Source organism: Serratia sp. K-E0102, from assembly GCF_029962625.1.
In the GTDB taxonomy this organism is placed as follows: Bacteria; Pseudomonadota; Gammaproteobacteria; order Enterobacterales; family Enterobacteriaceae; genus Serratia; species Serratia sarumanii.
On the sequence record NZ_CP124754.1, the window covers coordinates 1,815,269 to 1,837,372 of the forward strand.

The following is a 22,104-nucleotide window of genomic DNA, read 5'->3' on the forward strand; positions in this document are numbered from 1 at the left end:
GGGGCGCTCCTCAGCTCTGCGACACTTTTTGCGGAACATAAATGTTGGCCACCACTTCGCCCTGCGGGCGCACCGGCTGAAGGCGCGCGGGCGTTTCCTCCTGCGCCAGATCGAGGTGCGGGAACAGCAGTTCGCCGACGCGGTAGGCCTCTTCCAGATGCGGATAGCCGGAGAGAATAAAGGTGTCGATGCCCAGATCGGCATATTCCTGCATGCGCGCCGCGACCGTCGGGCCATCGCCCACCAGCGCGGTGCCGGCGCCGCCGCGCACCAGGCCGATGCCGGCCCACAGGTTCGGGCTGATCTCGAGGTTGTCCTTCTTGCCGCCGTGCAGCGCCGCCATGCGCCGTTGGCCGACGGAATCGAAGCGCGCAAAGGCCTGCTGCGCGTCGGCGATGGTTTCCTCATCGAGGTGGGCGATCAGCCGATCGGCGGCGCGCCAGGCCTCTTCGGTGGTTTCCCGCACGATGACATGCAGGCGGATACCGAAGCGTACCTGGCGGCCTTTCGCCGCCGCTTTGGCGCGCACCTCTTCGATTTTCTCTTTAACCTGCGCCGGCGGCTCTCCCCAGGTGAGATACATTTCTACCTGTTCGGCGGCCAGATCCTGCGCGGCGGCGGAGGATCCGCCGAAATAGAGCGGCGGGCGCGGCTGCTGCACCGGCGGGAACAGCAGTTTGGCGCCTTTCACCTGAATGTGCTTGCCGTCGAAATCGACGGTTTCGCCTTCCAGCACCCGGCGCCAGATGTGGGTGAACTCGGTTGAGGCTTCGTAACGCTCTTCATGATTGAGATGCAACCCCTCCGCCGCCAGCTCTTCCGGATCGCCGCCGGTGACCAGATTGAACAGCGCGCGCCCGTTGGACAGGCGATCCAGCGTCGCCGCCTGGCGCGCCGCCAGCGTAGGGGAGATGATGCCCGGCCGCAGCGCGACCAAAAACTTCAGCCGCTGGGTGACCGGGATCAGCGAGGCGGCCACCAGCCAGGAGTCTTCGCACGAGCGGCCGGTGGGGATCAATACGCCGCCGAATCCCAGCCGATCCGCCGCCTGGGCGATCTGCTGCAAGTAACCGTGATCGACGCTGCGCGCCCCCTGTGCGCTGCCGAGATAGTGGCCATCGCCGTGGGTGGGTAAAAACCAGAAAACGTTCAGGCTCATCGTCAGTGTTCTCCCATTGTTTATTGCGCGCTTGGGCGCCAGATGCGTTGTGAGATGTCGACCTTCACCGGCACCAGCCGGTTGGCGTAAAACAGGTCGGCGGTTTGCTGCTGCGCGGCGATCGTCTGCGCATCGAGCGGTGTGATGGCGGTCGGCGGGCGGTGATCCAGATAGCTGGCGATCACCGGCTCCGGCAGCCCCATGGCGTTGGCCAGCAGGGTCACGCTTTGCGCCCGGTCGCTGCGGGTGAGCGCATCGGCCTGGGTCAGCACGGTCAGAACCTGGCTGATAAAGCTGCCGTTGGCTTCGGCGTAGGGGCGCGCCGCCAGATAGAAGGAACCGGTCTGGTTCAGATCGGTGCCGTCGCCGAGCACCCGTACGCCGCCCTGCAGCAGCGCGGCGGAATAATAAGGATCCCAGATGGCCCAGGCATCGACGTTGCCCTGCTGGAAGGCGGCGCGCGCATCGGCGGGGGTCAGATAGGCGGGCTGGATATCCGTAAATTTCAGGCCGGCCTTTTGCAGCGATCGCAGCAGCAGGTTGTGCGAGCTGGATCCTTTCTGGAAAGCGACCTTATGGCCTTTCAGATCGGCGACGGTTTTGATCGGGCTATTTTCCGGCACCAGGATCACCTCCGCCTTCGGTTTGGGCGGCTCAACGCCGACATACAGCAGGTCCGCGCCGGCGGCCTGCGCGAAGATCGGCGGAATATCGCCGGTGCTGCCCAGATCGATGCTGCCGACGTTCAAGGCCTCGAGCATTTGCGGGCCGGCGGGAAACTCGATCCAGCTAATGCGGGTAGCGGGGAAACGTTCCTCCAGCAGCCGGTGGCTCTTCGCCAGCACCAGGCTGACCGATCCTTTTTGGTAGCCGATGCGGAACTGCGCCGGATCCTGCGCGGCGGCGGCAGTGGCCCAAACCAACGACAGCAGGCCGGTGAGGGTAGCGGCGCTCAGCCAGCGCCGTAAAACGATGTGTTTTTTCATTCAGGCTCTCCTTTTCCAGGCCTTTCAGGCAGTCTGTCGCGCCGCCAGCGGCGAGGCGACGCGCAGCGCGGGCGGTTTGCGGCGGCCAAGCGCCAGATAGAAACTGGCCAGCGCCTCTTCCAGCCGGGCGGCGACGGCGTCGGTGAGCGTGGCGCCTTCGCCGGCCAGTTGGATCTGGCTGTCGTCGGCGAACACGCCGTGCAGCACCTCTTGCGCTTTCAGCGCCGCCAGCACCGGTTTCAGCGCGTAGTCCACCGCCAGCATGTGGCCGATCGAACCGCCGGTCGCCAGCGGCAGCACCACCTTATGATCCAGCGCGCGTTCCGGCAGCAGATCCAGCAGGGTTTTCAGCGCGCCGGAGAACGACGCTTTATAAACCGGCGTGGAAATCAGCAGGCCGTCGGCCTGCGCCAGCTGCTCGGCAAACGCCTTGATCGCCGGGCTGTTGAAGTTGGCGTACAGCAGGTCTTCGGCATCGAAGTCGTGCAGGGTATAAGCCGTCACTTCCACCCCTTGCTGCCGCAGCCAGTTCTGACTCAGCGCGAGCAGCGCGGCGGAACGTGATGGGATGCGTGGGCTGCCGGCCAGTGATATAACGCGCATTGCCACTCCTTATAACTAAAAGTTAGGTTTAATTAGAAAATCAAAAAGAAGTGTTTTAAACCTACCAGCAACCGGGCGCGTTTTTTAAATCTCATTTTTTGATTTCGATATGCGCAAAAGCGGATTGGCGCCGATTTGGCGGTGAAGAGAGAAAACGATTGCGTAAAAACGGCTTTTTTTGCCTTTAATCAATTCCAATTGGGCGGGGGATACCGGATAATACGCCCCCGGTTTGCAACCGGGAAATCAGGAGAGTCCATGTACTACCCCCTCATCAGGAAAGCGTTGTTCCAGCTCGATCCCGAGCGCGCGCACGAAGTGACCTTTCGTCAGCTCAGCCGTATTGCCGGCACCCCATTAGCGTTTCTTGTCCGTCAGTCCGTGCCGACCAAACCGGTCAGCTGCATGGGGCTGTCGTTCAAAAACCCGCTGGGATTGGCCGCCGGTCTGGATAAAAACGGCGAATGCATCGATGCGTTCGGCGCGATGGGCTTCGGCCATGTGGAAGTCGGCACCGTGACGCCGCGCCCGCAACCGGGCAACGACAAGCCGCGCTTGTTCCGCGTGGTTGAGGCGGAAGGCCTGATCAACCGCATGGGGTTCAATAACCATGGCGTGGACAATCTGGTTGAAAACGTTAAGAAATCCCATTTCGGCGGCATTCTTGGGATCAATATCGGCAAGAATAAAGACACCCCGGTCGAACAGGGTAAAGACGATTATTTGATCTGCATGGATAAAGTTTATCCGTATGCCGGTTATATCGCGATTAACATCTCTTCACCGAATACCCCGGGGTTACGATCCTTACAGTATGGCGAAGCGCTGGACGATCTTTTAGCTGCGATTAAAAATAAGCAGCAGGAATTACATGCGCGCCATCACAAATATGTGCCGGTGGCGGTAAAGATCGCGCCGGATCTTTCAGAAGAAGAATTGATCCAAATTGCCGATAGCTTGGTGCGGCATAATATCGATGGCGTGATCGCCACCAATACCACTTTGGATCGAAAATTGATCCAGGGGTTAAATTACTGCGAACAAGCGGGCGGGTTAAGTGGGCGTCCGTTGCAATCACGCAGCACGGAAGTGATCCGTCGTCTTTCCACCGAACTGCAAGGGCGCCTGCCGATTATCGGCGTGGGCGGCATCGATTCGCTGACGGCGGCGCGCGAAAAAATGGAGGCCGGCGCGAGCCTGCTGCAAATTTATTCCGGATTTATCTATCACGGCCCGCGTTTGATTAAAGATATCGTTACCCATATCTAATATTTTTCCTCTCATTTTATTCCGGGGGTTTATTTCTGCCCCCGGCTCGTCTATATTTTGTTCGTTAGCATAAATATCGTTCGCGGAATTATCCGATGTTTAAGCTATTTTATCGGTGATAAAATCGCCTTTTAGGGTGAGTGCGGCGTTGGCATAGGCAGCGAGAAGGATACGAAATGAAGATAAAACCTGACGATAATTGGCGTTGGTATTTTGATGCCGAACACGATCGGCTAATGCTGGATTTAGCTAATGGTATGATCTTCCGTTCACGTTTCCCGGCCAAAATGTTAACGCCGGATGCCTTCGATGAATGCGCTTTTTGCGTGGATGACGCCGCCCTTTATTTCACCTATGAAGAACAGTGCAAGCAGATCAAACTCAGCCATGAGCAGCGCGCCGAGCTGGTGTTGAATGCGCTGGTCGCCTACCGCTTCCTGAAACCGCTGATGCCGAAGAGCTGGCATTTCTCGCAGCAGCATTACCCGCTGCAGCCGAAAAACGGCGAGCTGGCGGCGGTGAAGGTGATGGAAAGCGGCGTGGAAGCGCGCTTGCTGGTGGTAGAGGCCGGGGATAACGCCAGCCTGTGCCTGCTGGCGCAAAATCAACTGACTGTCGCCGGCCGCACCATGGTATTGGGCGACGCCATCAAGGTGATGCACGATCGGCTGAAACCCTGCGCGCAGGATGAAAGCGCCGCCCCGGCTTACGACAGGGCGGTATAGGGCGGATTACGCCAGGGTCAAATCACTTTTCGGGATACAGCTGCAGCACAGGATGGTGCCGTTGTCGCCCAGCGCGCTTTTCTTCAGCGGCGCGACTTCACCGCTCAACAACGTAATGCGGCAGCTGCCGCAAATCCCGGCGCGGCAGGAGTAAGGCACGCGAATGCCTTGCTGTTCCAGCTGTTCGAGCAGGATCTGCTGGTTGTTGCCGGTAAACACCTTTCCTTCGTATTCGATAGTGACGCTGTGCTCGCTGTCTTGCGGCGCTTGCACGCTCTCCACCACTTTGCCGGCGCCATAAGGGCGCGGCGGCTTGGTCGACAGCACTTCCACCGTATCGCCCACGCGGATGATGCCGCTGCTGCGCGCGATCATGTTCTGGCCGAAATCGATATCGCCGTTGTCGGCGGAGCGGAATTTTTGCAGCGTACTCAGCGGTTCGCCGCTCGGGTGCTTGCGGCCGCGCTCGGTGCTGACGGTGGTGAGCACGCAGCGGCTGCAGGGTTTCACCAGATCGAACATCACATCGCCGACGCGGATAACCTGCCAACCGTCCTCGGCCCAGGCGGCTGCGCCGCTCACCACCAGATTGGGGCGGAACTGCTCCAGCTTGATGCTGCCGGGGCAACGCCGCTGCAGATCGTTGAACGAAGCCTGGTTAATCAGCAGATAAGGATAGCCATCGGCAAAGGTCAGCGGGATTTCGGGGTGCTTCTTCACCCGGCGGGTCAACTCCGGCCCCAGCCAGCGCAGCTGAACGTCGCGCTGGAAATAGCCGCTCAGCCAGCGGTTGATCTCATCCGGCGCGATCAGTGCGGTGAAATGGTTGCCCCACACCTCGGTCGGCTGCGGCGCGGCGGTGAAGTCGCTGAAGCGAATGGCGGCGCTTTCGCCGTCCGGCGCGCTCAGGAACAGCCCGTCCGGCAGCAGCGCCGGCGTGAACAGCACCATCTGCGGGTATTGGCGCGCGGTAATAAAGGTGCCATCCGGCTCGGTGATCATAAAGTTGCGGTCGAAGGCCAGACCGCTGCTGCCGACCTGGGCGTAAGAAAGCTGCAGACCGCGCAGTGATTTAACCGGATGGACGTAGAGTCTGGAAAGCGTGATCACCCTCATCTCCGTGCGATTATTAAATAGAAGGGAGCAACTTTATGACAAGCGGTGCGGATTAGCTATAATGCGCAACAATTTTCTTTTTGGTGATAAGCACGATATGAACTCTCTGTTTGCCAGCACGGCGCGTGGATTGGAAGAACTGTTAAAAAGCGAGCTGGAAGCGCTTGGCGCTCACGACTGCAAAGTGGTGCAGGGTGGGGTACATTTTCAGGGTGACGATCGTCTTCTGTACCAAAGCCTGCTGTGGAGCCGCCTGGCTTCGCGCATTCTGTTGCCGCTGAACGAATTCCGCGTGCACAGCGATCTGGATCTGTACCTCGGGGTGCAGGCGATCGACTGGCCGAGCATTTTTGGCGTGGATAAAACCTTTGCCGTGCATTTCAGCGGCGTGAACGAAGAGATCCGCAACAGCCAGTATGGCGCGCTGAAGGTGAAAGACGCCATCGTCGACAGCTTCACCCGCAAACTCGACCAACGCCCGACGGTCGCCAAGCAGCAGCCGGATATTCGCGTTAACGTCTTCCTGCAACGCGATATGGCCAGCGTGGCCCTCGATCTGAGCGGTGAAGGCCTGCATCAGCGCGGCTACCGCGATCTCACCGGCCAGGCGCCGCTGAAGGAAAACCTGGCGGCCGCCATCGTGCTGCGTTCCGGCTGGCAGCCGGGCACGCCGATGCTCGATCCGATGTGCGGCTCCGGCACGCTGTTGATCGAAGCGGCGATGATCGCCGCCGATCGCGCGCCTGGCCTGCACCGCCAGCACTGGGGCTTCAGCGCCTGGAATGGCCACAACGCCGAACTGTGGCGTGAAGTCACCGCCGAAGCGCAGGTGCGCGCGCGCCGGGGCCTGCAGGAAACCGCCTCTCGCTTCTTCGGTTCCGATATCGATCGCCGGGTGATTGAGATGGCGCGCGGCAACGCCCGCCGCGCCGGCGTCGCCGAGCTGATCACTTTCAACGTCGGCGACGTGGCGCGGTTGACCAACCCGCTGCCGGAAGGCCCGCACGGTACCGTGATCAGCAACCCGCCGTACGGTGAGCGTCTGGAAAGCGAACCGGCGCTGATCGCGCTGCACAACATGCTGGGCCGCGTGATGAAAAGCGCCTTCGGCGGTTGGCAGCTTTCGCTGTTCAGCGCCTCGCCGGAGCTGTTGAGCTGCCTGCAGCTGCGCGCCGAGCGCCAGTTCAAGGCGAAGAACGGCCCGCTGGAGTGCGTGCAGAAAAACTATCAGCTGGCGGCGAACCCGGCCGGCGCCACTGCCGGCGGCGTGCAGGTGGCGGAGGATTTCGCCAACCGTCTGCGCAAAAACTTGAAGAAGCTCGACAAGTGGGCGAAACAGCAGGGCATTGAATGCTACCGCCTGTACGATGCCGATCTGCCAGAATACAACGTCGCGGTGGATCGTTACGGCAGCAAGGTGGTGGTGCAGGAGTATGCGCCGCCGAAAACCGTCGATGCGCAGAAAGCGCGTCAACGCCTGTTCGATGTGATCAACGCGACGCTGGCGGTGCTGGAATTGCCATCGAATCAGCTGATCCTGAAAACTCGCGAGCGGCAGAAGGGCAAGAATCAGTACGAGAAGCTGGCGCAGAAGGGCGAGTTCCTGCTGGTGGAAGAGTATAACGCCAAGCTGTGGGTTAACCTGACCGACTATCTCGATACCGGCCTGTTCCTCGATCACCGTATTGCGCGCCGCATGCTGGGCGAGATGAGCGGCGGCAAGGACTTCCTCAACCTGTTTGCCTATACCGGCACCGCCAGCGTGCACGCCGGGCTGGGCGGCGCGCGCAGCACCACCACGGTGGACATGTCGCGCACCTACCTGGAATGGGCGGAGAAGAACCTGCGCGCCAACGGCCTGACCGGCCGTCAGCATCGGCTGATCCAGGCCGACTGCCTGTCGTGGCTGAGCAACGCCAACGAACAGTTCGACGTGATCTTCATCGATCCGCCGACGTTCTCCAACTCCAAGCGGATGGAGAACACTTTTGACGTGCAGCGCGATCATCTGGCGCTGATGAAAGATTTGAAACGGTTGCTGCGCCGCAACGGAACCATCATGTTCTCGAACAACAAGCGCGGTTTCCAAATGGATATGGCAGGGCTGAGCGCGCTGGGCCTGGAGGCGAAAGAGATCACCGCCAAGACGCTGTCGCAGGACTTTGCCCGTAACCGTCAGATCCACAACTGCTGGCTGGTGACTCACGCCGGCGAAGGAAAATAATTACTATGTCGTTAATCAGCATGTCCGGCGCCTGGCTCTCTTTCAGCGATGCGCCGCTTTTAGACAACACCGAAATTCATATCGAAGACAACGAGCGCGTGTGTCTGGTCGGGCGCAACGGCGCCGGCAAATCCACGCTGCTGAAGATCCTCGGCAAAGAGATCCCGCTGGACGACGGCCGGGTGATCTACGAGCAGGATCTGATCGTGGCGCGCCTGCAACAGGATCCGCCGCGCAATATCGGCGGCAGCGTGTTCGACTTCGTGGCCGAAGGCGTCGCGGAGCAGGCGGAACACCTGAAGGCGTACCATGCGATTTCCCATCTGGTGGAGAGCGACCCGAGCGAGAAAAATCTGGCGCGCATGGCGCAAATCATGGAGATCCTCGATCACCAGGGGCTGTGGCAGCTCGACAGCCGCATCAGCGAAGTGCTGCTGCAGCTGGGGCTGAACGGCGACGCCGAGCTTTCCTCGCTGTCGGGCGGCTGGCTGCGTAAAGCGGCGCTGGGCCGCGCGCTGGTGAGCTCGCCGCGCGTGCTGTTGCTCGACGAACCGACCAACCACCTGGATATCGAAACCATCGACTGGCTGGAAGGCTTCCTGAAAGAGTTCGACGGCAGCATCGTCTTCATCTCGCACGACCGTTCGTTTATCCGCAACATGGCGACGCGCATCGTCGATCTGGATCGCGGCAAGCTGGTTTCCTGGCCGGGCAATTACGATCTGTATCTGCAGAGCAAAGAAGAAGCGCTGCGGGTGGAAGAGCTGCAAAACGCCGAGTTCGATCGCAAGCTGGCGCAGGAAGAGGTCTGGATCCGTCAGGGCATCAAGGCGCGCCGTACCCGTAACGAAGGCCGCGTGCGTGCGCTCAAGGCGCTGCGCGTCGAGCGTTCGCAGCGCCGCGAAGTGATGGGCACCGCCAAGATGCAGGTGGAAGAGGCGACCCGCTCCGGCAAAATCGTGTTCGAGCTGGAAGACGTCAATTATCAGGTGGGCGAAAAAGTGCTGGTGCGCGATTTTTCCGCCCAGGTACAGCGCGGCGACAAGATTGCGCTGGTGGGGCCGAACGGCTGCGGCAAAACCACGCTGCTGAAACTGATGCTCGGTCAGCTGAAAGCCGACAGCGGCCGCGTGCACTGCGGCACCAAGCTGGAAGTGGCCTATTTCGATCAGCACCGCGCGGATCTCGATCCGGAGCGCACGGTGATGGACAACCTGGCGGAAGGCAAACAGGAAGTGATGGTCAACGGTCGCCCTCGCCACGTATTGGGCTACCTGCAGGACTTCCTGTTCCACCCGAAACGCGCGATGACGCCGGTGAAGGCACTGTCGGGCGGTGAGCGTAACCGTCTGCTGTTGGCTAAGCTGTTTCTGAAACCGAGCAATCTGCTGATCCTCGATGAACCAACCAACGATCTCGACGTCGAAACGCTGGAGCTGCTGGAAGAGCTGATCGACGGCTATCAGGGCACCGTGCTGCTGGTCAGCCACGATCGTCAGTTCGTCGACAACTCGGTGACCGAGTGTTGGATCTTCGAAGGCAACGGCGTGATCAACGCCTTCGTCGGCGGTTACTACGATGCGCATCATCAGCGCGCCACGGCGAAACCGATTCGTCAGGCGGCACCGAGCGCGAGCAAACCGGCGGCGGAGAAAAAGGCCGAACAGCCGAAGAAAGCGGCGGCCAAGCTGAGTTACAACCTGCTGCGCGAACTGGAACAGTTGCCGCAGCGGCTCGAACAGCTGGAGGCGGAGATCGAAGCGCTGCAGGCGCAGATGAGCGACGCCGACTTCTTCACGCGGCCGCACAGCGAAACGCAACAAGTGCTGACGGCGCTGGCTAACGCCGAGCAGGCGCTCGAGCAGGCCTTCGCCCGCTGGGAAGAGCTGGAAGCGATGAAAAACGGCTGACCGTTGCGATACCGCCCGCGCGCTGCTGCGGGCGGTATCGACGTGCCGGTGAGCAACGTTATTTAGGAGGAATATGGTGTGTTCCCACAACAATCATCAGCAGCATAGTCATTCCGCACCTTCGGCGGAGCACCAGGATAACCTGATGCTGTGCCCGCAGTGCGACATGCTGGTGGCGCTGCCGCCGCTGGCCTATGGCAGCAAAGCGGTCTGCCCGCGCTGCAAAACCACGCTCAGCGCCCGCTGGGACGAGCCGCGCAAGCGGCCGATCGGTTACGCCCTCAGCGCCCTGTTCATGCTGGTGCTGGCCAACATTTTCCCGTTTATCAACATGCGCGTCGCCGGCATCGGCAATGAAATCCGGCTGATTCAAATTCCGGAAGTCATGGTGGCGGAAGACTACGCCACCATGGCCACGCTGTTTATGGTGTTCGTGCAGCTGATCCCGGCGTTTTGCATGGTGGCGATCATTCTGCTGTGTGCCAAAGTGCGTTTGCCGCTGGGGCTGAAAGAGTGGATGGCCCGGGTGCTGTTCCAGTTCAAGACCTGGTGCATGGTGGAAATTTTCCTCGCCGGGGTGCTGGTCAGCTTCGTCAAGCTGATGGCCTACGGCGATATCGGCATCGGCAGCAGCTTCGTGCCCTATTGCCTGTTCTGCCTGCTGCAGGTGCGCGCCTTCCAGTGCGTGGATCGGCGCTGGCTGTGGCAGGACATCGAACCGGCGCCGCGTATCGATCGCCCGCTGACGGTGGGGCGCACCGGCATGCGGCAGGGCGTGCGCTCTTGCGCCTGCTGCACGGCGATCCTGCCGGCCAATCAGGTGCGCTGCCCGCGCTGCCACACCAACGGCTACGTGCGTCGCCGCCACAGCCTGCAGTGGACGCTGGCGCTGCTGGTGACCTCCGTCATGCTGTACATTCCGGCCAACCTGATGCCGATCATGGTGACCGAGGCGCTGGGCAACAAAATGAACTCCACCATCATGGCGGGGGTGATCCTGCTGTGGGGCGACGGCTCTTATCCGGTGGCGCTGGTGATTTTCATCGCCAGTATCATGGTGCCGTCGCTGAAAATGCTGGCGATCGGCTGGCTGTGCTGTGATGCCAACGGCAGGAAGAAACCGCGTGCCGACAGCGAGCGCATGCATCTGATTTATGAAGTGGTCGAATTCGTTGGCCGCTGGTCAATGATCGACGTGTTTGTGATCGCCGTATTGTCGGCGCTGGTGCGAATGGGGCAGTTGATGAGCATTTACCCCGCGACGGGCGCCGTGCTGTTCGCGCTGGTGGTGATCCTCACCATGTTCGCCGCCATGACATTTGATCCCCGGCTGACCTGGGATCGCGCAAGTGAAACAATCAACAAGGAGCCGCAAGGTGACGGAAAATAATCATAGCGTCGCGGACGTCGAGAAGATCAAGCGCTGGTCGCCGGTGTGGATCATTCCCATCGTGACCGCGCTGATCGGCGCCTGGATCCTGTTTTACCACTTCAGCCATCAGGGGCCGGTAGTGACGCTGGTCACCACGACGGCGGAAGGGCTGGAAGCGGGTAAAACCAAAATCAAAAGCCGCAGCGTGGACGTCGGCGTGGTGGAAACCGTCACGCTGAGCGAGGATCTGAGCAAGGTGATGGTGCAGGCGCGCCTTAATTCCGGCATGGAGAAATTGCTGCGCCAGGACTCCGCCTTCTGGGTGGTGAAACCGCAGATCGGCCGTGAAGGCGTCTCCGGGCTGGGCACGCTGCTCTCCGGCGCCTATATCGAACTGCAGCCGGGCAACAAGGGCAAAGACGGCAAAGACAACTATCAGCTGCTCGACGCGCCGCCGCTGGCCTCTCCGGATGCCAAAGGGCTGCGCATCGTGCTGGACAGCGAAAGATCGGGCCAGCTCAACGCCGGCGATCCGGTGCTGTTCCGCGGCTACCGCGTCGGCTCGGTGGAAACCAGCTATTTCGATCCTAAAACGCGCGCCATGCGCTATCAGCTGTTCATTACCGCGCCTTACGATCAGCTGGTTACCACCAACGTGCGCTTCTGGAAAGACAGCGGCGTGGCGTTCGACATGTCGGCGCAGGGCATGCGGGTGGAGATGGGGTCGCTGACCACCCTGTTCAGCGGCGGCGTCAGTTTTGACGTGCCGGAGGGCTGGGATCGCGGCGAACAGGCGAAAGAGAAGGCGGAGTACCAGCTGTTCGACAACCAGCGCAGCACGCAGGATTCGCTGTATACCGTGCATAAGGACTACCTGCTGTTCTTCTCCGATTCGGTGCGCGGCCTGCAGCCGGGCGCCCCGGTCGAGTTCCGCGGCATTCGTTTGGGCACGGTGGCGCAGGTGCCGTTCTACAAAGAGGGCATGGCGCAGCGCCTGGACAACGATTACCGCATTCCGGTGTTGATCCGCATCGAGCCGGATCGCTTCCAGAAAGAGCTGGGCGGCAATTTCGATATCGAAGGGCATTTGAAAGACGCCGAGTCCCGCGGCATGCGTGCCTCGATGAAGTCCGCCAACCTGCTGACCGGTTCGCTGTACATCGATCTCGACTTCTATCCGCAGGAGAAACCGTGGAAAGGGCCGCGCGAGCTGTTCGGTTATCCGCTGATGCCGACCACCAGCGGCGGTCTGGCGCAGATCCAGCAGAAACTGATGCAGACGTTGGATAAGATTAATTCGATGCCGATCAATCCGATGATCAACGAAGCGACCAAGACGCTGGCGGAAAGTCAGAAAACCATGAAATCGACGCAGCAAACCATGAAGTCGCTGAACGACATCATCGCCAGCAAAGAGATGCAGGCGCTGCCGCAGGACATGCAGAAAACCCTGCTGGAGCTGAACCGCAGCATGAAAGGGTTCCAGCCTGGTTCGCCGGCTTACAACAAGATGGTGGGCGATATGCAGCGCCTCGACCAGGTGTTGCGTGAGCTGCAACCGGTGCTGCGCACCCTGAATGAGAAGAGCAACGCGCTGGTGTTTGAAGCCGCCGGCAGCACTGACCCTCAGCCGAAGAAGGCCACGAAATGATGAAATGGATCCCGGTAGCCCTGGCGCTGTTGCTCAGCGCCTGCAGCAGTTCGCCACAGAAGACCTACTATCAGTTGCCGGCGCTGGGTGCGCCGGCCGCGGCCAGCAGCAGCGGTGCCTCCCCGCGCCAGCTGTGGCTGGAGCACGTGAGCGTGGCGGATTATCTGGCGCAGAGCGGCGTGGTGTATCAGACCAACGACGTGCAGTATGTGATAGCGCAGAACAATCTGTGGGCCAGCCCGCTCGACCAGCAGCTGCAGCAAACGCTGGTCACCAACCTGAGCAGTGCGCTGCCGGGCTGGGTGGTCTCTTCGCAGCCGATGAGTAGCGATCAGGATGTGCTCAACGTCACCGTCAGCGGCTTCCACGGCCGTTTTGACGGCAAGGCGATCGTTCGCGGCGAGTGGGTGCTGAACCGCCAGGGGCGTTTGATCAAACGGCCTTTCAGCCTGGAATTGAAACAGGGCGAGGACGGCTATGATGCCCTGGTGCGCACCCTGGCGCAGGGCTGGCAGCAGGAAGCTCAGGCTATCGCAGCACAGATGGGCGGCATTTAGTCATAATTTGGTCTAAAATCGTCTAATCCCTGTCAGCGTGAAAATTCGTTTTTTTTCGCTGGCAGGGATTTCTATTTAATTTCAAAAAGTTAAACCCTTCCCCGGCAGATCAGCCACTTAGCACTTTCCTCGGGCGTAGCTCACAAATATGACATTGGCGTGAATTTTGCGCATTGATCTTCTCTTCTTTTAGCGCTATTGATTACTCGTGGCTGCGCAAAAAGCAGCCATTGTTTTCTTTCCACCAGACCAAAATGAGGGAAACGAGGCATGAAGAGACAGAAACGCGATCGTCTGGAAAGGGCGCATTCGAGAGGGTATCAGGCAGGTATTTTAGGGCGTTCCAGGGAACATTGTCCCTACCAATCATCGGTGGACGCCCGGTCTCAATGGCTGGGAGGTTGGCGAGAAGCCATGGAAGACAGGGCTGTGACCGCTTAAGCGGCTCCCTGTCAAATAAAAGGAATAACCTCCGCCCTTGGCGGAGGTTTTTGTTTGTGCCGTTTATTTGTCCTGCCAGCGTTTCAGTAAAATACTCGCATTCACGCCGCCAAAGCCGAAGCCGTTTGATAAGGCGTAGGTCATGTCCATCGATTCAGCCCGTTTCGCGACCAGATGCAAGCCTGCCGCCGCCGGATCGGGATTGTCCAGATTCAGCGTTGCAGGAGCTATCTGATCGCGCAGAGCCAGGGCGGTAAAGATGGTTTCCAGCCCGCCGGCGGCGCCGAGCAGGTGCCCGGTCGCTGATTTCGTCGAGGTCACGGCGACAGTCCCGGCAGTGCCAAACAGGTGCTTGATGGCATTGATTTCGCCTAAATCGCCTACGGGTGTCGAAGTCGCGTGCGCGTTTAAATGCTGAACCTCTTCTGGGGCGACATTCGCCTGCTTCAACGCGATTTTCATCGCCCGATAGGCGCCGTTGCCGTCTTCAGCGCCGGAGGTCATGTGGTAGGCGTCGGCGCTGGTGCCATAGCCGACGATTTCCGCGAGCGGCGTAGCGCCGCGCGCCCGCGCATGTTCCAGCGTTTCAATCACCAGCATGCCGGCGCCTTCCCCCATGACAAAACCGTCCCGGGCGCTGTCGAAAGGCCGGGAGGCCTGTCGCGCCAACTCGGCCGGTGCGGTGGACATGGCGCGCGCGGCGGCGAATCCGCCCAGGCTTACGGTGTCGATAGCGGCTTCGGTACCGCCGCACAGGGCGATATCGGCCTCATCATTGCGGATCATACGCACCGCGTCGCCAATGGCCTGCACGCCGGCCGCACAGGCGGTGACCGGTGCGCCAATCGGGCCTTTGAAGTGATGCTTGATGGAAACGTGACCGGCCGCCAGATTGACCAGGAAAGAGGGGATGGTGAATGGCGACAGGCGCTTGGCGCCGCGGCTGTCCGTAGTGCGCACCGCCTGGGCAATGGCCGGGAAGCCGCCAATGCCCGAGGCGATGACGGTGGCGGTTCGCTCTTGTTTTTCTTCCGTATCGGCTATCCAGCCGGCCTGACGAACGGCTTCATCCGCCGCCGCCATGGCAAACAGAATAAAGCGATCCATTTTCTTTTGGTCCTTGGGGGCGACGGACGCGTCTGGGTTGAATCCCGCCTCGGCATCTTGCGCCAGTTCGGGGACTTGCCCCCCGACCTTGACCGGCAAATCTGCAACGATCTCGTCAGGCAAAGCCCGAATGCCGGACTCTCCTTTTAATAAACGTTGCCAGATGGTCTCCACGCCGCACCCTAACGGTGAAACGGCGCCCATGCCGGTAATAACGATACGACGATTGCTCATGACTGCTCCTTGGTGAGTTCGGATAAATCGGCGAGGCGCCGCTGCCGCATTAGTTCGGCGCGTTGACGTATGCCGTCATTTGCCGCAGGCCCCGGTGCCAACGTAATAAACTGCGGCGGCACCTGCTGTTGGGTCTCGACGTTGATCAACTGGACCTGGATCGGCCGATCGGTGCGGCCGTCGACTAACAAGGCGCTAATGTCACCGTCGATCAAATGGCGATTGCCCCATTGTGAGAGAGCGGCCAGTACGGGAAGAAAATCGTTGCCGCGTTCGGTGAGCAGATATTGATAGCGAACCGGCCGCGTTTGATAACGTTGCTTATGCAGAATGCCGTGGGCCACTAAATCCTTCAGGCGTCGGGCCAGGAGAGTGGGTGAAATCCCCAGACTTTGTTGGAATTCGTCGAACTTGGACAATCCCTGAAAGGCATCACGCAGGATCAGGATGCTCCACCATTCTCCGACGCGATCTAACGAACGTGCGACGGGGCAAGGTGTATCGCTAAAGCGGGTTTTTTGCATATCGCCTCTTTGTGGATACATTTATTGTAGTTACATGATAGCTATACTAGGCGATTTTGAGGGGCAAGAAAATGACCGGATGGAAAAAACCGCTATCGCGTCGGTGCGGGCTGCGGGGAGAGGCCTCGCTCAACTGGCCTGCGTTCGGGTAGGAATAGGGTGGAGACAGGGGGAAAAACGTTTCGGCAGCGGGCAATTAAAGGAGGTGAGTAGTCTTTAAACGAGAAGTGAAAGAAATGCCATCACGCTGGGCGTGATGGCATGCGAAGAGGAAGACGATGGCCGCCTTCTCCTCAGCGTGATCAGAACGCTGTGGTGTCCTTGAACAGGCCCACTTTCAGATCGGTGGCGGTATAGATCACTTCGCCGTCAACCAGCACTTCGCCATCGGCGACGCCCATGATCAGCTTGCGGGTGATGACGCGTTTGAAGTTAATGCGGTAGGTCACTTTCTTCGCGGTTGGCAGCACCTGGCCGGTAAACTTGACTTCACCGACGCCCAGCGCGCGGCCTTTGCCTTCGCCACCCAGCCAACCGAGGTAGAAACCGACCAGCTGCCACATCGCATCCAGGCCCAGGCAGCCTGGCATGACCGGATCGCCGATAAAGTGGCAACCGAAGAACCATAGGTCCGGATTAATATCCAGCTCCGCTTCCACATAACCTTTGTTGTGAGTTCCGCCGTCTTCGGTCATCTTGACCACGCGGTCCATCATCAACATGTTACCTGCCGGCAACGGTGGGCCACCGGCGCCGAACAGCTCGCCACGGCCGGATGCTTCGAGGTCTTCTTTCGTATAGGAATCGCGTTTATCTACCATGTTCTCAGTAAGCCTTATTTTAATGAAGGACGCAGGTTAGCTAACACGTGTACGCTGAACAAGTCCGATCAGCCGTGGTTGAACCAGTTGAGCCAGCGCAGCGGCCACGGACGACGGCGTTCCTGCAGGCTCACCTGCGCAATCCGTTCCTGAATGGCCGCCAACAAGTTCGGCTGTTGTTCGTCAGAGTAGAGGCAACCTGTGAGCAAAGGCAAGGCTTCCGCCGCGCTCTCTACCGCCCACAGATGGAATTGCCCTTCGCGTACCGCGTCGACGACATCCTGGCGCAGGCACAGGTGGCGCACGTTGGTCGCGGGCAATACGACGCCCTGTTTACCCGTCAGGCCGCGGCGCAAACAAACCTCGAAGAAACCTTCGATCTTTTCGTTAACGCCACCTATCGGCTGTACGTTGCCGAATTGGTCGACGGAGCCGGTGACGGCGATCTGCTGGGTGATCGGTTGCTGTGACAGGGCGCTGATCAACGCGCACAGTTCAGCCAGCGAGGCGCTGTCGCCGTCTACTTCACCGTAAGATTGCTCAAAGACGATGGAAGCGGAGAAGGGTAACTGCTGATCCAGATCCAGTTCGGCAATCAAGAACGCCTGCATGATCATCATGCCTTTAGCGTGCAGGTTGCCGCCCAGTTCGGCTTTGCGCTCGACGTCGGTGAACTCGCCATCGCCGAGGTGCACAACGCAACTGATGCGCGACGGTTCGCCAAAACTGCGTGGATGGCCGGGATAATCCAGGACTGACAGGCCGTTGATTTGCCCGATCACTTCACCCTCGGTCTCAATCAGAATCTGGCCCAGCTCGATTTCATCCTGCATACGTTCGGCCAGATAGCTTTCACGCCATTCGCGGGCATTTAACGCCGCTTCGAACGCTTTGGCCGTAATGCGATCTTCTTCGGCATACAGTGCGGCTTCGGACAGCTGCTGGCCAAGCCAAACCGGCGAGAGTGGCAGGATGCCCTGGTCGCCACTGTAACGCACGGCCTGAACGATCAGCGGCGCCCAGGCGTCGCTCGCCAGCATCGGCAACTGCTGGTCGGCAATCACGCCGTTGACGTAGCCGCACCACTGCGCCATATCATCAACTTCAGTCAGCTGCAGATCGTCTTCGAATTCACCGTAGACCGCTTGTTCACTCAGTTCCGGCTCGATATCGTGAAAATCGGCCAGGCCGTGGCGATCGCCGACCACAATCAGCCGCAGCTCCAGCGGCATTGGCGGAATGGCTACCGGCAGCGGGCGGGTTTCGTCTGGCGAAACCCAATGGAACTGACGTTGGCCGATCATTTGCTTCAGCCGCAGCCATAGCAACGGCTGAGCCAACAGGGCGCGGGCCGACAGAATCAAAATGCCGCCGTTGGCCTGGTGCACCAGACCCGGCTGCAGGGTGATGTCGCCATTGTGGATCCGTACGCAGCCAAACAGTTGCTCCGGCTCAACCCACTCCTGGAACAGGCAAGCGCCGCCGGCGGCAAAAGGTTCATCGCCACGGCTGGCCGGCTCTACGCTGACTTTGCCATCCTGAATGACATAGTGGCTGCCGCGGCATGCCGTGTTTTTCGGCAGCAGTGGCGTGACGGCGTGAGCGATCAGTTCCAGATACTCTCGTGTTTCTTGCGCCTTCAACAGCATGAAACGCGGTGGCGATTGGGGGTGGCAAAATAGCGTCAGGGCATTTTCCAGCCGAGGCTGAATGGCGGAAAAGGGCACGGGTGCCAACTGAGCGGCGGTATCAAATATCGCCTGATAAGGCGTTACGTCCGGCAATAAAGATTGCCATTCAAGTCGGTTATTGGTCAAAGTGTTAGATGCAATCGTTAAAAAGGGAAAGGGCGATTATACAAGAATAACGGCGGCTTGATACATGCGGAGTGCCAGTTGGCATCAGGGAGTTTGACATCGCGCGGTGACTGTGCAAAAAACAGTCTAAAAGACGGCTTAATTGCCGGGGAAATTTGGCGCAAAGCTGTTATGCTTATTTGAAGTTACGCGGTCACTGAAGAGCTCAAGATGAAATATCAGCAACTGGAAAATCTGGAGAGCGGTTGGAAATGGAAGTACCTGGTGAAGAAACATCGGGAAGGGGAACTCATTACCCGCTACATTGAAAACAGCGCTGCTCAGGAGGCGGTTAACGAGCTGCTGAAGCTGGAAAATGAGCCGGTAAAGGTACTTGCATGGATTGCCGCTCACATGAATCCGGAACTGGATAACCGGATGAAACAAACGATCCGCGCCCGCCGTAAACGTCATTTTAACGCAGAACATCAGCATACGCGTAAAAAATCTATCGATCTGGAGTTTTTGGTTTGGCAACGATTGGCTGCCCTGGCGCGCCGACGTGGCGTTACGCTGTCGGAAACCGTCGTGCAGCTTATCGAAGACGCTGAACGCAAAGAAAAGTATGCGAACCAGATGTCGTCGTTGAAAGAAGACTTGAAGGCGATTCTTGGCAAAGATCCCAAGTAAGTGCGTGAGCGCGCCTTTGTTGCGCTTGGTTTCAACAATAGGACGAAAAAAAACCCCGCTATGCGGGGTTTTTATTAGGCAAGTAAACTTAGCCCTGAGGCTGAGTTACAACGTCTTTGATACCTTTAACTTCGATCTCTACGCGACGATCTGGTGCCAGGCAAGCGATCTGAGCTTTGGTAGCGCGGCCAGATTTGTAGCCACAGGTGTTGCCAGTAACTGCATCTGCTTCACCCATACCACGTGCAGAGATTTTGTCTGACGGGATGCCTTTGGAGACCAGGTAGTCAACAACGCTCTGTGCACGTTGTTCGGACAGTTTCTGGTTGTACTGGTCAGAACCAACGGCGTCGGTGTAACCCAGAACAACTACGGAACCGTCTTTAGGATCCATGGAGCTCAGCTGGCTGTACAGCTGATCCAGAGCCTGTTGGCCTTCTGCTTTCAGAGTAGACTTGTTGAAGTTGAACAGCACGTCAGACTTCAGAGTGAAACGCTTGGTTTCAACAACTGGAGCCGGAGCTGGAGCTGGTGCTGGAGCAACTACGTCATCCTGACCGAAGCGGTAAGAAACGCCCAGGCTCAGCATGGTGTTGTCTGGACGCGCGCCAACGGTACCTGCGTCACCGATGTTGCTTACGAACTGGTAATCCAGGCGAGTAGCCCAGTTTTTGGTCAGTGCGTATTCAACACCAACAGCAGCCAGCGGAGAAACGCCGGTGTCGTGGTCGCTCAGACGCTGACCAGTACGGCCGTAGTTAGCTTTGGAATCTGCACGCCATACCATACCACCCAGACGAGTGTAGATGTCCAGATCGTCAGCAATTGGGTAGCTCAGTTTAGCGGCCAGTTGAACGCCCTGCGCTTTGAAAGCACCGTTGTTCACGCTGCCTTTGTAAGGCATGCGGCCGAGCCAGTCATAGCCCAGTTCGAAGCCCAGGTATTGGTTTGCCTGGTAGCCCAGGAACGCGCCGGCACCCAGCTGATCTTTGTGGGTAGGGCCGTTGCCGATACCGTTCTGGTAACCGTTGCCGTAGAAGCCAACGTCATGGTACTGGGACCAGCCCAGTTTAGCACCGGTGTACCAAGTGTTATCTTTTGGAGCGGCTTGCGCTACGGTAGCGAAACCTGCCAGTGCCACTGCTAATGCGATAGCTGTCTTTTTCATTTTGCGCCTCGTTATCATCCAAATAGGCAATGAGCTTTAAAGCTGTTTTAAGCCCTTGGTTAAATTCCTTCGCCAAGGTTTAAGCCCTCGTTTGTTACTCGCCAGTTTTTCTGACGTTATAGAGCAACCTTGGCGATGTAAAGTCTACAACGTGGCGCGAAAGTTACAAGTGTGATGTGATAAGGCTCTAAAAAAAAACGCGGAATCGTACATATTTGCTAACATTCTTAGCCTAAAAAAACGGCGATTCTTTGGGCGTTTTTACTTGCCAAACCGCAGCAGGACTAGCTTTGTGCCTTCCACCGCAAAGGTTCCGCTTATGGGGTGCGAAAATGATGGGAAAAATCCTAAATTTACTTAATGATACAAAGAAGAGTGAATTTTTAGGGTGGAACAGTGTCCGTGAGTCGGGTTAATGTCACGTTGAGGGCGCATGATAAACCCATAGGCATTACCCAATTCTGCCGCACGTCTTAATTTTAGACGATCCTCCTCCGTTAGCTCGGGCAACCAGCCAAGAACCACGCTGTAATTTCCCGTTTGCAGCGCTTTTTCCATAGCCTCGACCGTATTCACCGGGCTGATTTGGCTCAATTGCACCATCTTATCTACAGGCAGGCCGGATTGCTGCAGCCATTGCTTGCTTAATTTTTGCTGCGGTGTCAGCCACAGAAGCCAGCGAGACTGCTTGCCCAGTTGCAGCAGCAGGGGCAACAGCAATTGAGCCACTGCGGGCTGGCGCTCGTTGTAAACAAGTTCACTGATCAAGCCATTCTCTTTGCCGACATCCGTGTTCTTCTCAACATTGCGCGCTGTAAAAGAGCCTTGGCTGAAATGAGGTTGGTAGAGTGATTGAGTACGCATAAAGTTCCCGCCCGTCGTGTTACTGTATGTTTATACAGTATCCCTGATTTGGGATAAGATCAACCCAAATTTTCGTAGCGGCTCGCATAATTGCGATCATTTTTTGTACCGGTGTTTTTTGTGATTGGCATGCGGGTGGATAGTGCGTATTTTCCTAATTAGTTGTTCACGTTACTCTTTTCATTGATAAGAGAAATAATACGACCGGAACCTAAAAAGGAGAAACGCTATGAAAAGGATGTCGATACGAAGGATCGCACAGGCTAAAAATTGCTTCGCGGCGCTGGGCGCCATCACCACGCGGTCACAGTTTGGCGGCTACGGCCTGCTGGCCGAGGGGGTAATGTTTGCAGTGATAGCGGAAGGAGAGTTGTACCTGCGGGCTACGGCGAGCATGGAACCGGCTTTTCGCGCCAGAGGGATGGTCAATATGGTCTATTCCAAGCGTGGAGTGCCCATCACTTTGCGTTATTACTGGGTTGACGAGTCGCTGTGGCGGGAACGCAACGAGCTGGTGGGGCTGGCCTGGCAGGCCGTCAGGGAAGCGCGTCGAGAGCAGCGGCTTAAGGCCGGCGATCACGGTCGATTGAAGGCGTTGCCGAATATCGATGTCAACATGGAGCGCTTGCTATGGCGAGCGGGTATCCGCAACGCCTATGACCTGCGGCTGCAAGGCGCTAAACGCAGCTATCTCCGCCTGCTGCAACAGCAGACCAATCTGGGGCTGCGCGTGCTGCTGTCGCTGGGCGGCGCGATAGCCGGTTATCATCAGGCGGCGTTGCCGGCCGAATTGCGCAACGAACTGGTGCGCTGGTTCGATCATACGATGGCGATGCGCCGCCATGGGCATGAGCCAGTGGTTCAGGGCCCATCGAGCGAGCCCTGAA

20 protein-coding genes are annotated in these 22,104 nt (G+C 58.6%); 10 read left to right on the forward strand and 10 right to left on the reverse strand.

Features of this window, described 5'->3' with window-relative positions; genetic code table 11:
- Positions 1-10: 10 nt before the first annotated feature.
- Genes ssuD through ssuE form a run of 3 tightly spaced genes read right to left on the reverse strand, consistent with a single transcriptional unit; the run spans position 11 to position 2,748 of the window.
- On the reverse strand, positions 11-1,159 hold the full coding sequence (ssuD, locus tag SSARUM2_RS08620; protein WP_033646584.1) for an FMNH2-dependent alkanesulfonate monooxygenase: 1,149 nt from the start codon (positions 1,157-1,159) through the stop codon (positions 11-13).
- Between the two features lie 20 nt (positions 1,160-1,179).
- A complete protein-coding gene (locus SSARUM2_RS08625) occupies positions 1,180-2,145 on the reverse strand; it encodes a sulfonate ABC transporter substrate-binding protein (protein ID WP_049213677.1) in 966 nt (321 codons plus the stop codon).
- A gap of 24 nt (positions 2,146-2,169) precedes the next feature.
- Positions 2,170-2,748 carry an NADPH-dependent FMN reductase gene (gene ssuE, locus SSARUM2_RS08630; RefSeq protein WP_033654227.1) on the reverse strand — a complete coding sequence of 193 codons (579 nt, stop codon included), beginning with the start codon at positions 2,746-2,748 and terminating at the stop codon, positions 2,170-2,172.
- Positions 2,749-3,006: 258 nt separating this feature from the next.
- Between ssuE and pyrD the strand changes: the two genes are divergently transcribed.
- Together pyrD and SSARUM2_RS08640 are read left to right on the forward strand one after the other, a co-directional pair.
- On the forward strand, positions 3,007-4,017 hold the full coding sequence (gene pyrD, locus SSARUM2_RS08635) for a quinone-dependent dihydroorotate dehydrogenase (protein WP_047568298.1): 1,011 nt from the start codon (positions 3,007-3,009) through the stop codon (positions 4,015-4,017).
- 176 nt (positions 4,018-4,193) lie between these two features.
- Entirely contained in the window at positions 4,194-4,742 is a 549-nt protein-coding gene (locus SSARUM2_RS08640; RefSeq protein ID WP_033637882.1) for a cell division protein ZapC, read from the forward strand.
- A 6-nt stretch (positions 4,743-4,748) separates the two neighbouring features.
- Here SSARUM2_RS08640 and SSARUM2_RS08645 read toward each other — a convergent pair whose 3' ends face one another.
- Positions 4,749-5,852: a YcbX family protein gene (locus SSARUM2_RS08645; protein ID WP_049213679.1), complete on the reverse strand. Its 1,104-nt coding sequence runs from the start codon at positions 5,850-5,852 to the stop codon at positions 4,749-4,751.
- Between the two features lie 103 nt (positions 5,853-5,955).
- Between SSARUM2_RS08645 and rlmKL the strand changes: the two genes are divergently transcribed.
- From rlmKL to rmf, 6 genes are all read left to right on the forward strand, one after another.
- Positions 5,956-8,082 (forward strand): bifunctional 23S rRNA (guanine(2069)-N(7))-methyltransferase RlmK/23S rRNA (guanine(2445)-N(2))-methyltransferase RlmL, encoded by a 2,127-nt coding sequence (gene rlmKL, locus SSARUM2_RS08650; RefSeq protein WP_086581038.1) that lies wholly within the window; start codon positions 5,956-5,958, stop codon positions 8,080-8,082.
- A 5-nt stretch (positions 8,083-8,087) separates the two neighbouring features.
- Positions 8,088-9,992, forward strand: coding sequence for an ABC transporter ATP-binding protein (locus SSARUM2_RS08655; RefSeq protein ID WP_041034458.1), 1,905 nt, complete (start codon positions 8,088-8,090; stop codon positions 9,990-9,992).
- A 73-nt stretch (positions 9,993-10,065) separates the two neighbouring features.
- The gene (pqiA, locus tag SSARUM2_RS08660) at positions 10,066-11,382 is read left to right on the forward strand and encodes a membrane integrity-associated transporter subunit PqiA (protein ID WP_060429875.1); all 1,317 of its coding nucleotides are present in this window, start codon (positions 10,066-10,068) and stop codon (positions 11,380-11,382) included.
- The gene (gene pqiB / locus SSARUM2_RS08665) at positions 11,369-13,015 is read left to right on the forward strand and encodes an intermembrane transport protein PqiB (RefSeq protein WP_033646578.1); all 1,647 of its coding nucleotides are present in this window, start codon (positions 11,369-11,371) and stop codon (positions 13,013-13,015) included. Before pqiA ends, pqiB begins: the two co-directional genes overlap by 14 nt.
- A complete protein-coding gene (gene pqiC / locus SSARUM2_RS08670; protein ID WP_049235524.1) occupies positions 13,012-13,572 on the forward strand; it encodes a membrane integrity-associated transporter subunit PqiC in 561 nt (186 codons plus the stop codon). Before pqiB ends, pqiC begins: the two co-directional genes overlap by 4 nt.
- 270 nt (positions 13,573-13,842) lie before the next feature.
- Positions 13,843-14,013 (forward strand): ribosome modulation factor, encoded by a 171-nt coding sequence (rmf, locus tag SSARUM2_RS08675; protein WP_004928150.1) that lies wholly within the window; start codon positions 13,843-13,845, stop codon positions 14,011-14,013.
- A 63-nt stretch (positions 14,014-14,076) separates the two neighbouring features.
- Here the strand turns inward: rmf and fabF are convergent, their stop codons facing one another.
- The 4 genes from fabF to SSARUM2_RS08695 form a co-directional block, all read right to left on the reverse strand.
- Positions 14,077-15,354, reverse strand: a complete 1,278-nt coding sequence (gene fabF, locus SSARUM2_RS08680; RefSeq protein WP_060429018.1) for a beta-ketoacyl-ACP synthase II — start codon at positions 15,352-15,354, stop codon at positions 14,077-14,079.
- The gene (locus tag SSARUM2_RS08685; protein WP_033637890.1) at positions 15,351-15,878 is read right to left on the reverse strand and encodes a helix-turn-helix domain-containing protein; all 528 of its coding nucleotides are present in this window, start codon (positions 15,876-15,878) and stop codon (positions 15,351-15,353) included. Before SSARUM2_RS08685 ends, fabF begins: the two co-directional genes overlap by 4 nt.
- A gap of 302 nt (positions 15,879-16,180) precedes the next feature.
- Entirely contained in the window at positions 16,181-16,699 is a 519-nt protein-coding gene (fabA, locus tag SSARUM2_RS08690) for a bifunctional 3-hydroxydecanoyl-ACP dehydratase/trans-2-decenoyl-ACP isomerase (protein ID WP_004928144.1), read from the reverse strand.
- Between the two features lie 68 nt (positions 16,700-16,767).
- Complete coding sequence (locus tag SSARUM2_RS08695; protein WP_033646573.1) at positions 16,768-18,516, reverse strand: Lon protease family protein; 1,749 nt, start codon at positions 18,514-18,516, stop codon at positions 16,768-16,770.
- 210 nt (positions 18,517-18,726) lie between these two features.
- Here SSARUM2_RS08695 and matP point away from each other — a divergent pair, with 210 nt between their 5' ends.
- A complete protein-coding gene (gene matP, locus SSARUM2_RS08700) occupies positions 18,727-19,185 on the forward strand; it encodes a macrodomain Ter protein MatP (protein WP_004928138.1) in 459 nt (152 codons plus the stop codon).
- A gap of 88 nt (positions 19,186-19,273) precedes the next feature.
- Here matP and ompA read toward each other — a convergent pair whose 3' ends face one another.
- Positions 19,274-20,353 carry a porin OmpA gene (ompA, locus tag SSARUM2_RS08705; protein WP_033638719.1) on the reverse strand — a complete coding sequence of 360 codons (1,080 nt, stop codon included), beginning with the start codon at positions 20,351-20,353 and terminating at the stop codon, positions 19,274-19,276.
- 357 nt (positions 20,354-20,710) lie between these two features.
- On the reverse strand, positions 20,711-21,217 hold the full coding sequence (gene sulA / locus SSARUM2_RS08710; protein WP_033654220.1) for an SOS-induced cell division inhibitor SulA: 507 nt from the start codon (positions 21,215-21,217) through the stop codon (positions 20,711-20,713).
- A gap of 229 nt (positions 21,218-21,446) precedes the next feature.
- On the opposite strand from sulA, the gene SSARUM2_RS08715 reads away from it, so the two are divergent.
- Positions 21,447-22,103 carry a TfoX/Sxy family DNA transformation protein gene (locus SSARUM2_RS08715; RefSeq protein WP_033646570.1) on the forward strand — a complete coding sequence of 219 codons (657 nt, stop codon included), beginning with the start codon at positions 21,447-21,449 and terminating at the stop codon, positions 22,101-22,103.
- The last annotated feature ends 1 nt before the right edge of the window (position 22,104 follow it).